The sequence below is a fragment of the Pseudomonas sp. SMSB3 genome, assembly GCF_052041965.1.
GTDB lineage: Bacteria > Pseudomonadota > Gammaproteobacteria > Pseudomonadales > Pseudomonadaceae > Aquipseudomonas.
Map to the genome: position 1 here is coordinate 79,950 of NZ_JBKGGV010000001.1, position 16,385 is coordinate 96,334.

Annotated in this window: 12 protein-coding genes and 1 tRNA gene; 5 read left to right on the forward strand and 8 right to left on the reverse strand. The window is 64.1% G+C overall.

What is annotated here, in order from left to right:
* Window positions 1-904: 904 nt before the first annotated feature.
* The 3 genes from mksF to mksB are packed head-to-tail and all read right to left on the reverse strand — an operon-like array spanning window position 905 to window position 5,707.
* Complete coding sequence (gene mksF / locus ACLEJW_RS00395) at window positions 905-3,736, reverse strand: Mks condensin complex protein MksF (protein ID WP_313458316.1); 2,832 nt, start codon at window positions 3,734-3,736, stop codon at window positions 905-907.
* Window positions 3,733-4,440 carry an Mks condensin complex protein MksE gene (mksE, locus tag ACLEJW_RS00400; protein WP_145191672.1) on the reverse strand — a complete coding sequence of 236 codons (708 nt, stop codon included), beginning with the start codon at window positions 4,438-4,440 and terminating at the stop codon, window positions 3,733-3,735. Before mksE ends, mksF begins: the two co-directional genes overlap by 4 nt.
* Window positions 4,430-5,707: an Mks condensin complex protein MksB gene (mksB, locus tag ACLEJW_RS00405; RefSeq protein ID WP_440776830.1), complete on the reverse strand. Its 1,278-nt coding sequence runs from the start codon at window positions 5,705-5,707 to the stop codon at window positions 4,430-4,432. The genes mksE and mksB overlap by 11 nt, the downstream gene beginning before the upstream one ends.
* Before the next feature lie 207 nt (window positions 5,708-5,914).
* On the opposite strand from mksB, the gene ACLEJW_RS00410 reads away from it, so the two are divergent.
* Together ACLEJW_RS00410 and rimI are read left to right on the forward strand one after the other, a co-directional pair.
* The gene (locus tag ACLEJW_RS00410) at window positions 5,915-6,703 is read left to right on the forward strand and encodes an energy transducer TonB (protein ID WP_313458321.1); all 789 of its coding nucleotides are present in this window, start codon (window positions 5,915-5,917) and stop codon (window positions 6,701-6,703) included.
* The gene (gene rimI / locus ACLEJW_RS00415) at window positions 6,700-7,155 is read left to right on the forward strand and encodes a ribosomal protein S18-alanine N-acetyltransferase (protein ID WP_313458323.1); all 456 of its coding nucleotides are present in this window, start codon (window positions 6,700-6,702) and stop codon (window positions 7,153-7,155) included. The genes ACLEJW_RS00410 and rimI overlap by 4 nt, the downstream gene beginning before the upstream one ends.
* Before the next feature lie 147 nt (window positions 7,156-7,302).
* Here the strand turns inward: rimI and ACLEJW_RS00420 are convergent, their stop codons facing one another.
* Window positions 7,303-8,457, reverse strand: a complete 1,155-nt coding sequence (locus ACLEJW_RS00420; protein WP_313458325.1) for a hypothetical protein — start codon at window positions 8,455-8,457, stop codon at window positions 7,303-7,305.
* A gap of 66 nt (window positions 8,458-8,523) precedes the next feature.
* Here ACLEJW_RS00420 and ACLEJW_RS00425 point away from each other — a divergent pair, with 66 nt between their 5' ends.
* Entirely contained in the window at window positions 8,524-9,105 is a 582-nt protein-coding gene (locus ACLEJW_RS00425) for a D-Ala-D-Ala carboxypeptidase family metallohydrolase (RefSeq protein ID WP_145191684.1), read from the forward strand.
* A 67-nt stretch (window positions 9,106-9,172) separates the two neighbouring features.
* Here the strand turns inward: ACLEJW_RS00425 and ACLEJW_RS00430 are convergent.
* A tRNA-Met gene (locus tag ACLEJW_RS00430) sits at window positions 9,173-9,249 on the reverse strand.
* Window positions 9,250-9,433: 184 nt separating this feature from the next.
* Here ACLEJW_RS00430 and ACLEJW_RS00435 point away from each other — a divergent pair.
* Together ACLEJW_RS00435 and ACLEJW_RS00440 are read left to right on the forward strand one after the other, a co-directional pair.
* A complete protein-coding gene (locus tag ACLEJW_RS00435) occupies window positions 9,434-10,645 on the forward strand; it encodes an MFS transporter (RefSeq protein ID WP_313301475.1) in 1,212 nt (403 codons plus the stop codon).
* A gap of 362 nt (window positions 10,646-11,007) precedes the next feature.
* Window positions 11,008-12,165 (forward strand): MFS transporter, encoded by a 1,158-nt coding sequence (locus ACLEJW_RS00440; protein WP_313458329.1) that lies wholly within the window; start codon window positions 11,008-11,010, stop codon window positions 12,163-12,165.
* 14 nt (window positions 12,166-12,179) lie between these two features.
* Here the strand turns inward: ACLEJW_RS00440 and ACLEJW_RS00445 are convergent, their stop codons facing one another.
* The 3 genes from ACLEJW_RS00445 to ACLEJW_RS00455 form a co-directional block, all read right to left on the reverse strand.
* Entirely contained in the window at window positions 12,180-14,669 is a 2,490-nt protein-coding gene (locus tag ACLEJW_RS00445) for a TonB-dependent siderophore receptor (protein ID WP_440776831.1), read from the reverse strand.
* A 93-nt stretch (window positions 14,670-14,762) separates the two neighbouring features.
* Window positions 14,763-15,719, reverse strand: a complete 957-nt coding sequence (locus ACLEJW_RS00450; RefSeq protein ID WP_440776832.1) for a FecR domain-containing protein — start codon at window positions 15,717-15,719, stop codon at window positions 14,763-14,765.
* The gene (locus tag ACLEJW_RS00455; protein ID WP_145191697.1) at window positions 15,706-16,221 is read right to left on the reverse strand and encodes a sigma-70 family RNA polymerase sigma factor; all 516 of its coding nucleotides are present in this window, start codon (window positions 16,219-16,221) and stop codon (window positions 15,706-15,708) included. Before ACLEJW_RS00455 ends, ACLEJW_RS00450 begins: the two co-directional genes overlap by 14 nt.
* Window positions 16,222-16,385 lie beyond the last annotated feature (164 nt).

Here is a 16,385-nt window from a genome sequence, read left to right on the forward strand (position 1 = left end):
GCCTTGAGTGCAGTGATTGGCTGGGAGGCCTGCGGCCTCCAATCGCGACCTTCGGTCGCTCCTACCGTAGGAGCGACCATAGGTCGCGATGGGGCGCAAAGCGGCCCCGGGTTGTGGAAGGCAGCCTGCAGAATGCGGTGACTGCCATTCCGATTCTGCCGTGGGTGCAGTGATTGACTGGGAGGCCTGCGGCCTCCAATCGCGACCTTCGGTCGCTCCTACCGTAGGAGCGACCATAGGTCGCGATGGGCCGCAAAGCGGCCCCCGGGTTGTGGAAGGCAGCCTGCAGAATGCGGTGACTGCCATCCTGATTCTGCCTTGGGCGCAGTGATTGGCTGGGAGGCCTGCGGCCTCCAATCGCGACCTTCGGTCGCTCCTTCGGTAGGTGCGACCGCAGGTCGCGATGGGGCGCAAAGCGGCCCCCGGGTTGTGGAAGGCAGCCCGCAGAATGCGGTGACTGCCATTCCGATTTTGCCTTGGGTGCAGTGATTGCCTGGGAGGCCTGCGGCCTCCAATCGCGACCTTCGGTCGCTCCTACGGTAGGAGCGACCGCAGGTCGCGATGGGGCGCAAAGCGGCCCCCGGGTTGTGGAAGGCAGCCTGCAGAATGCGGTGACTGCCATTGCGATTCTGCCGTGGGCGCAGTGATTGCCTGGGAGGCCTGCGGCCTCCAATCGCGACCTTCGGTCGCTCCTACCGTAGGAGCGACCATAGGTCGCGATGGGCCGCAAAGCGGCCCCCGGGTTGTCGAAGGCAGCCTCCAGAATGCGGTGACTGCGATCCTGATTCTGCCGTGGGTGCAGTGATTGGCTGGGAGGCCTGCGGCCTCCAATCGCGACCTTCGGTCGCTCCTACGGTAGGAGCGACCGCAGGTCGCGATGGGGCGCAAAGCGGCCCCCCGGTTCTCAAACCAACGCTTCGGCCTGATCCTCACGCACGACCGCCTTCACCTCATCCAGACGGCTGATGTACTTCCAGTCGTCCTCGTCGATGTAGATGCCATTCGGCCCGCTGCCACCTTCAAGATCGATCGCCACGTGCGCCGATACCTGCGGCTTGACGCTCGCCAAGATCGGCACGAAGCCCAACTGCAAGCTGGTCTCCAACAGCGCCGCCTGGTTGCGTTCGTCGATGTCCGCCGCTTCGTCGAGGTAATAGGGCAGGCGAATCCGCCCGGCCAGGTCGCGGTCCATCAGGTGCAGCAACAGGTACATGTTGGTCAGCGCCTTGATGGTCATGGTCGTGCCGTTGGATGCAGCGCCGTCGATATCGGCATGAATGACCGGCTGGCTGTTGACCTTGGTGATCTCGAACGCCAGCTCGAACAGGTCCTTGAGGCCCAACTGGTTATGGTTGGCGGCCACCAGGCGCGCCAGGTATTCCTTGGCCTCTTCGTTCTTGTTGTCCTGCTCGGCGCTCTGGGTCAGGTCGAATACCGACAGGGTTTCGCCTTCTTCGTACTGGCCGGCGCTGTGGATAATCTGATCGATGTGCTTGAGCGCTTCCTTGTTCGGCGCCAGCACCACGCGGAAGCTTTCCAGGTTGGACACCTGACGCTTGTTGATCTCGCGGTTGAACAGCGCCAGCTGATGTTCCAGGCTGTCGTAATCGCTGCGGATATTGCGCAAGGTCCGGGCGATGTCGGTGACGGCAGCGCGGCGTGCCTTGGCCAGGGTCAGGGCCTCGTCGGTACGGTGCGCGTAGGCGTTGACCAGTAGCTGCAGGCGGCGCTCCATGTCGTCTTCGCTGTCGAACTTGGCCACGCCTTTGAGGCGCACCTGGGCATACAGCGCCTCGATCTGGTTGTCGACCCGTTGCAGGGCCTGCCAGCTGTCCTGGTAGTCGTTGAGCAGCGGCAACAGGTTGTCCATCGAATCGTCCACCGCTTCCATGAACGGCGTGCCGAAGGGCAGGTCGGCCGGCAGCAGCTGGCGACGGCGCAAGGCGTCTTCCAGGGTGCGCTGCTTGGATTCGAGATCGCCGATCTGCCGGCCAACCAGCTGCAGCTTGGCCGACAGCTGCTGAACGCGCTCGGTGAAGGCATCGCTCGAGCGCTTGAGCTCGTCCTGGGCGGCTTCGAGCTGTGCCAGTTGTTCGAGCTTCTCCGGCTCCTCGGCGCTCAGAGTTTCGCTGCGGCGGTAGTCTTCCAGGGCCTTCTGGGCATCCAGCACTTGCTGATACAGCGCTTCGGTCTGTGCCTTCGAGGCGTTGCGGTCGGCGGCGACCTGCTGCTGGGTCTTGAGCTGCTTGAGCTCTTTCTCCAGACGTTCCTTCTGATCGCGCAGCGCTGCGCGGTCAGCCAGTGCCTGCAACGCTGGCGGGTCGATGTGGGTAAGGTCGATCGACAGGCCTGGGGCTTCGAAGCGCTCGCCCTTGAACCTTTCAAGCACGGCTTCCAGGGACTTCACCCAAAGATCGCTGTCGTCCAGCTCGATGCCACGATCGCCCAGCGGCAAGCTGAACAGCGCACCGTTGAACAAACGCATCAGGCGGTCGACGTCCTGCTGCGAGAATTCCTCGCGCAAGCGGGCGTAGCTGTTGTTGTCGGCATGGTCGAGCTGCTGCTTGACCTGCTTGAGGCGTTTTTCCAGGTCGCGCACGCGTTCGTCGAGGTCTTCGGCACTGAACTGGCGTGACTGAGCCAAGGCACCGGCCAGTTCATCGTGTGCGTCCTTGGCCGCCAGCAGTTGCTGCTCGAGCATCTTCACGTCGTCGACCAGGGCGAAACGGTGCTTGAGCACCGCCAGCTCGCCCAGCCAGCGCTGGATGCCGGTGATCTCACGCTCCAGGCGCATCAGCTCCTGGGTGCCGCCGCGCTGGTCGTTCTGCAGGCGGTCCTGCTCGCTGCGCCAGTGCTCGGCCTGGATCACCAGCTCTTCCTTGCGCGCCATGGCGTATTCCTGCCAGGTGCCCAGCAGGTTGTCGAGCAGCGGCGAGAGGCGATGCAACTTGCCACGCAGGATGTCGCGCTGGGAAACACCCCCGGCCAGGGCCTCGACCAGCGGGCCGGCGGCCACCAGGGCGTTGTAGTCCTGTTCCATGCGGCGCACGTCGCGGAAGGCTTCTTCGCAGGCGGCGATGTAGTCGACGCTGCCTGAGCGCAGGCTGTGCTCGAAGGCATCGAGGAACAGCTGCTTGAGCTTGGCAGCAGTGATCTCGCGCATGTGCAGCAGGTTGATGAACAGGGCGCGGAAGGTCTTCAGGCTCTGCTCGCTGGTCGAGCGCAGCGGGATCAGCGTCAGGTCCAGCGGGCACGAGGTATGACCACCGACCAGCAGCCGACGCAACTCGTCGGGCTTGAGCTCGTAGGCCTTCAGTCCCAGGCGCTCGAGGTTGGTGAACAGCTCCTTCTGGCGCAGGCAGGTGTCATCTTTCTGGTAATGGGCCAAGTCCAGCTCGCCCTTGTAGGCGAAGAACTGATGACCGAAGCCGCCGCCCGGACCGCGCCCGACCACGCCAATCACGTGCGGGCCATGGGGCAGGTGCAATTCGCAGAGGATGTACGAGGTGTCGCTGGCGAAGTAGAAGCGGCGCGATTGCTCCAGGCTGTACTTGCCGAAGCTCATGTCGGACATGCGCGCCAGGATCGGGAACTGCAAGGCGTTGATCGACGCCGACTTACCCAGGTTGTTGGCCCCGTAGACCGACAGCGGATGCTCCAGTGGGAACAGGCCGAGGCTGTAGCCGGCGGTGTTGAGCAATGCGAAGCGGCGAATGCCGTAGCGTTCCTGGCTCATGCGTCAATCTCCTGTTGCTCTTCGCGGATGGCCCGGGCCAGGGCGTCTTCTTCGCTTTCTTCATCGCCGAACGGGGCGAGGTCCAGCGGGTCTTCGGTGTGCTCGAGCGCCTCGGGGCTTTCTTCCTCGGCCAGCACCGGCGTGGGCAGCGGCAGGTCGCTGTGCAGGCTGGCAGCCAGGTCGCGGTCCTGCTGCACCGACAGGCACACGTCGAGGAAACGGTGCATCGGCGGCAGGAAACGGTAGATGCCGCCCTCTTCATGGGCAAAGCCCAGCTGGGTCATGCGCCGCAGGATCTTTTCTTCGAGCTCTTCGACGGTCTGTACTTCAGCCTGCAGGAACAGGTCGCGGTACTTGTCCAGCAACGACGGCAGTTCGTCGCGGCCGATGCTGCCGCCGTCGAGCACGGCCATCGGGTCGCGGCCCTGGTCGGCCAGGTGCTCGACCAGGATGAAGGTGAACAGCGACAGGCGCTGGGCGGTCTTGTTGACCTGCGCGGCGGCCTGTTCGGGGACGAAGTAGTAGAAGCCGCGGGTGTCGCACACCAGGTCGAAGCCCAAGGCCTTGAACAGGGTGCGGTACTGGTCCTGGAAGTTCGACAGCTGGCTGTACATTTCCGGATCGCGGCGGCTGACGTGAAAGCCTTTGAACAGCTCGCGGAAGATCGGCGCGAGCTGGGACAGTTCGGAAAGATCAAGATGCATTGGCTGGGCTCGCGTGGGGTTCAGATGGCGTTTCGCGGCTGGACGTCAGGGCGAACGAGCGCAGGCTGACCAGGTGTTCGTGGGTGGCGTACTGGCGCCGCTCAAGACGCTTGCGCTTGAAACGCTTCTCACGCGACAGGCGCGAGAACCAGTACAGCAGTTCGTCGGTGGCGCCGTCTGGCTCCTGGTCCAGCAGCCAGACCATGAGGTCGGGCAGCGGCAGGGCGTCTTCGCAGCGCTCGAGCATCTCCTTCACGGTGCGCGGTGCACGCGGCAGCGGGCCTTTATGGGTCTTGTGCGCCTTGGGGAACTTGGCCGGTTTCGGCTCGAAGCGGGCCAGGACGTAGACATAGGCCTCGACCTGGCTGGCGCTGCCGAGGAAGGTGCTTTGCGGGCGAGTGAACAGCGGCATGGCGGCCTGGGGCACGGCGTCGATGCCCTTGCGCCGGATCACCGACAGGGCAAGCGCCGCGCCGCGGGTCACGGCGTTGTGCCGGCGCGCTTCTTCGCGCAGAGGCAGCAGCAGCTCGCGGGCATGGCGCAGGGTCAACTGGGCGCTGGTCTGCATCTCCAGGATGCGCGCATGGGTGCGCAGCAGCATGTCGTCATCGACCAGGTGGCCCAGGCGCGCTTGCTCGCCGAGCAGCTTGAGCAGCACCGTCTCGACCTTGCGCACGCCTTGTTCGAAGGCGCCATCGGCATTGACCAGCTGGATCATCGGCTCGACGTACTCGTCCCAGGTCGCCAGCACCTCGGCATAGCGCTGGCGCAAGGGAATCTGACGGTTGCTGGTCTTGGCCCGTTCGGCCACGGCGACCAGCGCCTGTTCGTCGTTGTCGAGTTTTTTCAGCACATCGCGCACGCGCATGTCGAGCAGGCGCAACTGGCGCGCCAGGTCATCGCTGTCGCGGTTGTCGAAAGCGTCCTGGATATGCCCGGCCAGGCGTTCCAGGTGGCGCAGGTAGGCCTCGATCTCCAGGCACAGGCCCAGCCGGTGCTCGCGCCGCAGGTAGGCGAGAAAGTCGTGAATCTGGGCATTGAGCTCGAAGCGGTTCGGGCTCTTGGCCACCGGCACCAGGATATCCAGGCGGATCCACACGTCGAGCAGCTGGGTGATGTCCTGCGGCGTGCTTTCCACTTGCTGGCGAGCCAGTTGCTGGCGCAGTTCCACCAGGCTCAGGGTGCCTTGGTCGAAACGCTCGCACAGCGGCTCGATCAGGGCCCAGTGTTCGGCTAGGGCGCGCAGGACGCGCTTGGGTTCGATCATTGGCGTCTACTCGTTGCCAAGTAAAAAGGGGGCGATTGTACTGCATCCGGGGGGGAGGATTTCACCCCTTGGTCTGTAATGAGGCATAACCCTGGCCGAAGTAGGGGTTTCACCGGTGTCGCCGGTAAATTTCCGCCGACCCGTTGCAGCACTGCCCGGCCAACAACGGTAGAATGTGCGTCGTTTGCAAACCCCGGACACCCCACCTTGCTGACCGAACCTCGCCGCCGCGCCTACCTTTCCGCCATGCAAGTGGCGCAATGGCTGCCGCGTGCCGAACTGCCGTTCGCCGCACCTTCACGCCCCGCGCTGCTGTTGCCGCAAGCGCCGCTGGAGGATGACGCGTTCGACGCACTAACGACCGCGCCGACGGCCAGCCCAGCCCCGGCCGTCGTGCAGACGCGTTCCGTCGAGCGGCCGAAAATCGAGATCCCGCGTCCGGGCAGCGGGCCCAAGGTCGTGGCCAAGCCGGCCGAGGAGCAGGCCCAGGCGCCTGCGCCGCGCCCCGCCCCGGTGCCGCCGCCACGCTTTGCGTTGCAGCTGCTGCGTGCCGGCGGTTGCCTGTTGCTGGTCGAACTGGCCACCGGGCAGCCGTTCCAGAGCCGCGACCCTTCGTACCTGCTGCTCAAGGACATGCTGCGCGCAGCCGGCCTGCCGGACGCCCCACAGATCATCGGCGAACCCGTACGCTGGCCGTTGTTCGTGCGCGGCACCATGGACCAGGGCCCGGAGGCCGCGCGCGATTTCGTGCAAGGGTTCATTCAGGCCCGCCTTGAAGAAACACCCTGCAGCCTGATCTGGTTGGTGGGGCTGCCGGCCTTGCGCTTCGCCGCCAATGCAGACACCGAAGCCTACTACCAGGTCTTGCAGATCGACGGCCTGGGCGCGGCCTGGGCGCTGCCGGGCCTTGAACTGTTGATGGACGAGCCGCAACGCAAGGCGGACGTCTGGAAAGCCATGCGCCAGCTGATGGCGCGCTGGAAGAGCGTTGAATGAGTGAATCGATCAGTTTCCGCCCGATGACCGAGGCGGATCTGGATGCCGTGCTGAAAATCGAATATGCAGCGTTCAGTCACCCCTGGACCCGTGGCATCTTTCAGGACGCACTCAAGTCCTACGAAGTGTGGCTGATGTTCGACGGGCAACAACAGGTCGGGCACGGGGTGATCAATGTGATCATCGACGAGGCGCATCTGCTCAACATCACCGTCAAGCCCGAGAATCAAGGCCGTGGCCTGGGGCTGAAGCTGCTCGAACACCTGATGGCGCGTGCTTATCAGCTCAATGGCCGGGAGTGCTTCCTGGAGGTGCGCGCCAGTAATCAGCCAGCCTATCGGCTGTATGAGCGCTACGGTTTCAACGAAATCGGCCGGCGCCGCGATTACTACCCGGTGGCGGGGGGGCGTGAAGATGCGCTGGTGATGGCCTGCACGTTGCTCGAGGACTGACGGCCGGAGGGCGACCCGCAGCGGGTGCTCGTCTTGTGTGGTGAGGGAATGCGTAGATCGAGCGCCCGCGCGGCGCTCGATCTCACCCGTGCCAAGAATGCTGTGGCGAACGCCGCTTAAGCCTTCGGACCACACGCCGTCTGTCGATCACAACGCCTTTGATGCCTCGATCGGCTTGCGCAGGTCACGCAGGGTTCGGTTCACTGGCCCGCTGTTGCACTTGGCGGCCGCCTGCTCTGGCGTGTATTTACGCACGCTGCGGAAGAACAATTCGCAGGTCTGCTTCTTCTGCGTCACCTGCCATTTGTCTGAGCAGGCCTGCAGGGTCATGTTCGGGTTGGCAGCCGGGTTGCGCCCCATGCCGGCCTGCCAGCAGGCCGCCGTGAGGTCCTGGCCCATCATCTTCAAGCCTGCCGCGTCGGCTGCGTCCTGGTCGCCGCCGTGGCTGTCCTTGTTCGCTGCGTACCAGATCGCGCTGGGGTGGTTGGCGCCGAGCACAGGCACCTGCATGCCTGTTTGCGGGCTGATGCTGACCAGGCCCAGTACACCTACCTGTGGGCCGTATTGCTGCTGCACCCAGCTGCGCACCGGGGCGCCGAAGGCGACCATGGGCAGCGCTTGCTCGGCACTTTGCAGGGTCATGTCCTTGACCATGCGCAGCTGATAGTCCTTGAAGTAACCATAGGTGCCGGTCAGGGCATCTCCGGCACTGGCGGGCGCTGCGATGGGGGCGATATCGATGATGGTCTGGTAGGCCGGCGTCTGGCTGGCGTCGACACCGTTGTACGTGAGCAGCTCGGCCCAGCGATCGGTGGTGTTCGAACGCAGATAGTCCTGCGCCTGGGTCAGCGAATAATCAGGCGGGAAGTGCAGCAATTCGATGCTGCGGCGGTTGTGCAACGCCATGCCCAGAGGCAGGAACAGGTACCAGTCATAGGACCATTTGCCGTCCTTGTTCAACTGCTTGGCGCCCTGATACGCCAGCTCGCCATTGTCGAGCAACCGCTGCAAGGGCAGGGCGTAGTCGGCCGGCACTTCGCTGATGGAAGCCCGCACCTGCTCGTTGGCACGGCTGACCTGTACCTTGGCAGTGGCATAGCCATCACGCCGTACGCTTTGCGTCAGGTAGTGCTCGACGGTCTGTTCCAGGCTCCAGTCGCGGTAGCAGATCACATGGCAGTTGTTGGGAAACGCGAACAGCCGAGCCACGCGCTGGGCGTCGCCCAGGACGATCTGGGCATCGGCCATGGCCGCGCCGCTGAAGGCGAAGGCGCCGAGGCAGGCGAGGGCAGTCTTGTGCATGCTTAACTCCTTGTTGAGGGCCACCAGGGTTGGCGGCGCAGCACATACTGGACAAGGGGCGAGGGGATGAGAAGAGCGACAGGCTTGATAGGCGCTGCTGGGGTGCTGCTCAGCGCCATGGCCCAGGCTGATGGGCGCGACCTGTGGATGTTCGCGCAGTGGGCCGGCGACCACCAAACCCGGCCGTTTCGCGAGATGCTGGTGCAAGCCCGCCTGTATGGCGTGGTGCCGATCCATCAACTGCTGCGCTCGGCGTCGGACTGGCAGTTGTGCCACGCCGCGCCGTTCGCGGTGCCACCGCATGGCAACTGGCCGGCAGTGCGTTCGACCCTGGCACTGCTGCAGACCCTGCGTCGGCAAAAGGTGGTGCCTGAGTTCGAGGTGGTTTCGGCCTACCGTGATCCGCTATTGAACCGCTGCGCAGGCGGGGCGCGGGACAGCGCGCACACCCGTGCCTTCGCCGTCGATGTGCTGTTGCCACCCTGGGCCGATCCCAATCCCCTGTGCCGCTTTTGGCAGCAGCAAGGTCAGGCGTGGAACATGGGCTTGGGTCGCTACCCGAGCGGGCGCATCCATATCGACACGGCGGGGTATCGGACTTGGGGTGGGGATGGCAGCGCCACGTCGTCTTTCTGCGGCAAAGCCTGACGACCGCGCTGGCTTTTTTGAGTGCAAAGAAAAAGGGCCTACCTTGCGGTAAGCCCTTTGACGTGTTTGGTGGCTACACAGGGACTTGAACCCCGGACCCCAGCATTATGAATGCTATGCTCTAACCAACTGAGCTATGTAGCCGATGGCGCGCATTATTCCCTTGTGAGGGGGGCATGTCAACACCTCGTTCAAAAAAAATTTGCACGCTTTCAAAAACTTAGCGGCGTGCCCGTACCCTTGCTGCGCGCGGAGCAAATAAAAGGTAGCTATGTATCTATTTGTTTCCCGATAATCGGATCCTATCTCCGCGCACGGTAACTCCCCCATGGCCACCAGTACCCCTTCGACCGCCAGCACCGGGACGGCGACCCAAGCCAATCCCCTGGTGATGCGCATCATCACCTTCTGTGCCCTGGCGCACCTGATCAATGACCTGATCCAGTCGGTACTGCCGGCGATCTATCCCATGCTCAAGGCCAACTACGACCTGAGCTTCGCCCAGATCGGCATGATCACCCTGACATTCCAGATCACCGCCTCGCTGCTGCAGCCATGGGTCGGCTTCTTCACCGACCGCCGCCCGACCCCCAACCTGTTGCCACTGGGTACGTTGTGTACCCTGGTCGGCATCGTCATGCTGGCGTTCGTCGGCAGCTTCCCGATGATCCTGCTCGCTTCGGCACTGGTTGGCATCGGTTCTTCGACCTTCCACCCGGAAACCTCGCGAATCGCCCGCCTGGCCTCCGGTGGCCGCTTCGGGCTGGCGCAGTCGACCTTCCAGGTCGGCGGCAATACCGGCTCGGCTTTCGGACCATTGCTCGCCGCCGCGATCGTCATTCCTTTCGGCCAGAGCCACGTGGCCTGGTTCGGTGTGGCGGGGCTGTTGTTCTTTGCCGTGACCCTGATGCTGCGCCGTTGGTACAGCGAACACCTGAGCCAGGCCAAGGCGCGTGCGGCGGTCAAGGCCAGCCACGGCATCTCGCGCGGGCGGGTGATCGCGGCGTTGATCGTGCTCGGCCTGCTGGTGTTTTCCAAGTACTTCTACATGGCCAGCTTCACCAGCTACTTCACCTTTTACCTGATCGAAAAATTCGGCGTGTCGGTGGCCAGTTCGCAGCTGCACCTGTTCCTGTTCCTCGGTGCGGTGGCTGCCGGCACCTTCTTTGGCGGGCCGATCGGTGACCGTATCGGGCGCAAGGCAGTGATCTGGTTCTCGATCCTGGGGGTGGCGCCGTTCACCTTGGCGTTGCCGTACGCCGACCTGTTCTGGACCAGCGTGCTGAGCGTGGTGATCGGCTTCATCCTGGCCTCGGCGTTTTCCGCCATCGTGGTGTATGCCCAGGAACTGGTGCCGGGCAGTGTCGGCATGATTGCCGGGATTTTCTTCGGGTTGATGTTCGGCTTCGGCGGCATCGGCGCAGCCCTGCTGGGCTATCTGGCTGACCTGCGCGGTATCGAGTATGTGTATGGCCTGTGTTCGTTCCTGCCGCTGTTCGGCTTGCTGGCGGTGTTCTTGCCGAGCACCGGCAAGCGCTGAAACGATTGGGGCTGCGTTGGCAGCCCCTTGACGAGCAGGATGACGCCACTGCAAGCCTTGCACCGGTAATTGACGATAGGCTCAGGCTTGGCCTAGAGTGCCGGCTCTTCTTCCAGACCCGTAGCCAACGCGATGCGCCGCAGCCCGTCACTCTCCCACACACGTCAGCCTGCCTTGCAGGCCATGCGTCGTGCGTGGCCGAGCGACACCGTGCTCAAGCGCCGTCGTAGCGTGCTGTTCGCCTTTACCTTCTCTCCGCACTTCGCGCCGAACTGACCTAGCGCCCGAGCCACCCCGCATGCTGCGGCGTGCGCGTGGGCGCCTGTAGCTGCACGTCTTTTTCAGGTTGCGAGGAGTTGTGAATGAACATGCGTTTGCTGGCGGGCTTGCTGTTCGCCGTTTCGGTCGTGGGCTTCAGCCTGGGCGCCAGTCTGCCGTTGGTCTCGTTGCGCTTGCACGAGGCCGGTGCCGATACGCTGAAGATCGGCATCATCTCGGCCATTCCTGCCGCCGGCATGATGCTCTCGGCGTTCATGGTCGACACCTGCTGCCGGCACCTGACCCGACGCACCATCTACCTGCTGTGCTTCAGCCTGTGCGCCGTGAGCGTCGCCTTGCTGGAGTGGGCCTTCTCGTCGCTGTGGCTGCTGGCGGCGCTGCGCCTAGGGCTGGGCATCGGCATGGGCGTGGCGATCATACTCGGCGAATCGTGGGTCAACGAGCTGTGTCCCGAGCATAACCGCGGCAAGATCATGGCGCTGTACGCCACCAGTTTCACTGGCTTTCAAGTACTCGGCCCGGCGCTGATCGCGCTGATCGGCGCCGGCAGCCCTTGGATCATCGGGGTGGTGACGCTCGGCTATGGCCTGGCTTTGCTGTGCATCGTGCTGACCGTGCCGGACGACCACGTCGAACACGCCGAGGAGAGCAAGAGCTTCGGCCTGGCGGGGTTCTTCAGGGTCGCTCCGGCGCTGTGCGTGGCCGTGCTGTTCTTCTCGTTCTTCGATGCCGTGGTGTTGTCGCTGCTGCCGGTGTACGCCAGCAGTCATGGTTTTGCCGTGGCGGTCGCGGCGTTGATGGTGACCGTGGTGTTCGCTGGCGACATGCTGTTCCAGTTGCCGTTGGGCTGGCTGGCCGACCGGGTCGAGCGCACGGGGTTGCACCTGGCCTGTGGCTTGGTGGCGATGACCATTGGCCTGGCCTTGCCTTGGTTGTTGCAGCTGACCTGGCTGCTGTGGCCGATGCTGGTGCTGCTGGGCGCGGTGGCAGGTGGCATCTACACCTTGGCCCTGGTGCTGATCGGTCAGCGCTTCAAGGGCCAGGACCTGGTCACCGCCAATGCCAGCGTCGGGCTGTTGTGGGGCGTGGGCAGCCTGGTAGGGCCGCTGGTCAGCGGCGCGGCGATGGACGTCGCCCCGCACGGCCTGCCGATGGCGCTGGCGGTGATGGCGGGGCTGTTCGTCTGCGTGGCCCGGCAGTCGTATCGCCGGGTCGGCAAGCTACGAGCCGTGGCTGACTGAGCCGCGAGTCGGCCTCAGAACGTGCCGCGCAAGGTCAACGATACGTTGCGCGGATCACCCCAGTAGTAACCGGTGGGGGTCGGCGCTACCTGGCGGTAGTACTTCTTGTCGAAGAGGTTGTTGGCGTTGAGCTGCAGCGAATAGTTGTCGTTGAAGCGATAATTGACCATCGCGTTGTACACCGCGTACCCCGACTGGCTGGCCACCGCGCCGGGGTTGACCCCACGGGCATTGGCCGGCGCTCGTGAATAGATCTCGCTCTGCGCCTGCACGCCGCCGCCGATGGTCCAGGCGTCGAGCGCGCCCGGCAGCCGGTAGCTGGTGAACAGCTTGAGCAGACGCTTGGGGTCGGTGGTGCGAATGGCATTGCCCTGGTTGGTCGGGTCGTTCAGGTAGCGGGTGGTGTTATAGGTGTAGCCGCCGCCAACGTTCCAGCCCGGCAGCACCTCGCCGGATACTTCCAGTTCGAAGCCCTGGCTGCGGTTCTTGCCCGCAGCGATCTTGCAGTAGCCGGTGTTCACGCCGCAGGGCTGACCGCTGGCGATATCGTCGATCGCGTTGCCGACCTGGTAAATGCGAAAGAACGCCAGCGAGGTATTCAAACGGCCTTCGTAGAACTCGCCCTTGATGCCGGTTTCGTAGGCTTCGCCTTCCACCGGCCGTAGTACCGAGCCGCTGACGTCGGTCGAGGTCTGAGGGTTGAAGATTTCCGTGTAGCTGGCATAGGTGCTGAAGTTGTCGTTGATGTCATAGATCAGCGCGGCGTACGGCACGACCTTGTTGTCGACGCTGAACGTGCCGCCACTGCTGGTGTTGTTTTCCTGCTCATAGTCGTACCAGTTGCTGCGCGCACCAATGATGGCGGTCAGCGGCTCGGCCAGCGAGATGCGCCATGTGGCGTAGGCACCCTCCTGGGTGGTGCGCGTACGCACCGGGTGGGCGAGGATGTCGATGTCAGGGTTGGACAGGCTGGTCTTGGGGTCCCACTGGCGGATATCGAAGTTGCCGGAGGTCACGAAATTGGTGGCCGAAGCGTAGGAATCGTTACGGATACGTTCGACGCCGAGCATCAGGTCGTGGCTGCGGCCGAACAGCTCGAATGGGCCGTTGAGGGTGGCGCTGAGGTTGTTCTGCAGGCTTTCGCCGCCATCACCCTCGGTGACCTGGTAGCTCATCAGGTATGGGTTGTTGGTCGGGTTGGCGGCGCCGCTCGCGCGGCTGAAGTAGGTTTGCTTGAAGCCGTCGTCAGCCAGCTTGAAATGGGTGCGCTGAGCCATCAGCTTGAGCTTCCAGTCGTTGTCGAAACGGTGTTCGAGCTCGGCAAAGGTCTGCAGGTTGCTGCGGTTCCAGCGGTTCCAGTCAGCGCCCAGGTAAGTGCTGCGGCCCAGCGGCAGCGGCGAGCCGTCGTAATCGGCAGGCAAGTTGCCCCACGCCCCGGTGGCATCGAGCTTGGTCCATTCAAGGCCGGTGGTCAGCGTGGTGCTGTCGCTCAGGTCGAAGGCCAGGACGCCATAGAACACCTCCTTGCGTTCCTCACGCGCGTCCTGGAAATGCGCCTTGTCGTCATGCACGGCAATCACCCGGCCGCGCACGTTGCCGCTCTCGGTCAGCGGCCCGGAGAGGTCGGCCACGTAGCGCTGGGCGTCCCAGGAACCGAGGGTCACGCTGCCTTCGCCCTGGAATGCATAAGTCGGGCGCTTGCGCACCCGGTTGACCGTGCCGGAGGGGTTGCCGGCGCCACGGATCATGCCGGTGGCGCCACGCAGGATTTCGGCGCGATCGATGATGGCCGAGTCGCTTTGAATGAACGAGCCGCCGCCACTGCTCTGCACGACGGTGGCGCCGTCGTATTGGATGGCGTCGATGGCGTAGCCGCGCGAGTAGTACTGCACGCGCTCGCTGTCGGTGAGGTTGACCACCACGCCTGGGGTTTGCTCGAGCAGGTTGGTGAGGTTGGTGATGTGCTGGTCGTCGATGCGCTGGCGGGTCACCACCGTGACCGACTGCGGCGTGCGCCGCAAGCTTTGCGCGGTCTTGCCGATGGTGACCGCGCCGGTGGTGTAGGAACCGCTGTGCTCGGTGGTTTCACCAAGTTGCTGACTGGAAATACTGGTCGCCCCCAGTTGCAACGCGCCACCAGCCTCGACCGGCGCGATCAGCAAGAAGCTGCTGTCACTTTCCTGCTGCACTTGCACGCCGCTGCCTTGCAGCACAATCGCCAGTGCTGTGGCGCGATCATGTTGTCCTTGCACACCTTGGCTGGTCAGGTCCTGCAGGCTGTTGGCGTCAAACGACAGGCTCAAGCCGCCTTGGCGTGCCAACTGATCCAGCGCCGCCGCCAGAGGCCCTGGCGCCACGTTCCAGGCGAGGGCCTGGCGCTGCTTGGCCGGCGCTGGCGCTGCAGGGGCTGCCCAGGCCTGACCTACGCTTATCCCAAGGCCCAGCACGGCGAGGCGCACCGCCAGGTGAAGGCGTTGGCCACGGGAAAAATGGGGGAGAATCATGGACGGCTCCTGAAGGGTTCTAGACCACTGTGCGGGTTTATTCCTCAAGGCCGGACGAGAATGAGATTCCCCCTCATTCTTTTTTCACTTTATTTATGCAGCGCCAATCGTCACCCAATAACGGGTGCGGTAGCTCACCCGCAGTGGCAAGCTGCGCGCGAGCAAATGCAGAATGCGCTCGGGGTCATCGAGCTGATAGGTGCCGGATACCTTCAGGGCAGCGACCTCTGGTGAGCAGCGCAGTACACCCGGGCGGTAGCGCGCCAGCTCTGCCACGAATTCCCCCAGTGGCATCTGTTGCACGCTGAGCACGCCGTCGGTCCAGCCCCAGGGATCGCCGTGCCATTGCGCGGGTTGGTAATCACCATTGCTCAGCACCTGCAGGCGCTCGCCGGCATGCACCTGCTGCTGCTTGGGCGAGGCGGGGAACAGCGTGACCTCACCCGCGCGCACTGCCAGCAGCAGGCCTCGATCGTTTTCGCGCAGCAACAACTGAGCGTCAGCCGTTGCCAGTTCGCCAAGGCGCGTGTGGATACGGAACGGGCGCGGATCGCCGCTGGCGCTGTCGAGGCTGACTTCACCGCGCACCAAGGTCAGTTCGCGTTGCACAGGGCTGTAGCGCAGGTCGATGGCGCTGGCGGTGTTGAGTTCGATGCGGCTGCCATCGCTGCCCTGCAGCCTTCGCCGTGCGCCGGTCGTTGTGCTGCTGTCGGCCATCAGCGCCGCGACACCCAACGGCTCGCGTGCGGCCCAGCCCAGGCTGCCGCCCACGGCCAGCACGGCGAGTAGCTTCAAGTGCTCGCGGCGGCTGACGCGCAGTCGGCGATGGCACTCGAGGGTATGTCGACTGAGGGTGCTGGGCAGCTCGGCCAGTTCATCGTTCAGCCCACTGACGCGTTGCCAGGCCAATGCGTTGAGCGCATCGGCCGCCAGCCAGTGATTGAATTGCGCCTCGATGGCCGGCCCCGGCCGATCGAAGCGTAGCTTGACCAGCCATTCGATAGCCTGGTCGACCTGCGCCTGGCTTGGCGCCTGTTCAGCCTTGCGCATAGCGCAACCGATAGCAGACGCCCACGGCCTTGGCCAAATCGCGTTCGACGGTCGCGCGCGACACCTTCAGTCGCAGGGCGATCTGGCTGATGCTCAGGCCATCGAGTTGCGCCAGCAAGAACGCCTGACGCGCCCGTGGCTTGAGTTGCGACAAGGCCCGGTCCAGGCGCTCGAGGGTGTCGAGAATCAGCAGCCGATGTTCTTCACTGGGGGCTTCGTTTTCAGGCAGCAGCGCCAGGCTTTCCTGATAGGCACGCTCCAGGGCACGCCGGCGGAACTGGTCGATCATCAAACCCCGGGCGATACTGCTGAGGTAGGCGCGTGGCTCGCGCAACGGCGCTATCTGGCGCGCCCGCAACAGGCGCACGAAGGTGTCCTGGGCGAGGTCTGCGGCATGTTCGCGACAACCCACCCGGCTGCACAGCCAGCCGCGCAGCCAGGCATGGTGGGACTGGTAGAGCAGGGCGACCTCGGCCGGTTTCAACGTGTCGTGGGTCTGCATCGTTACAGGGCCTGGTTCCGTGAGCGAGCGTGATTGTGAATAGTTCTCAATTCTATGCGGCCATGCTGGCACTGAGCAATGCCAGGGCGGCAATTACCCGCGCAAGATCCGGCAATCAGCCGATCAACCGCTGGGTTAAGCTGAATGCCTCGAACTGCTGGAGC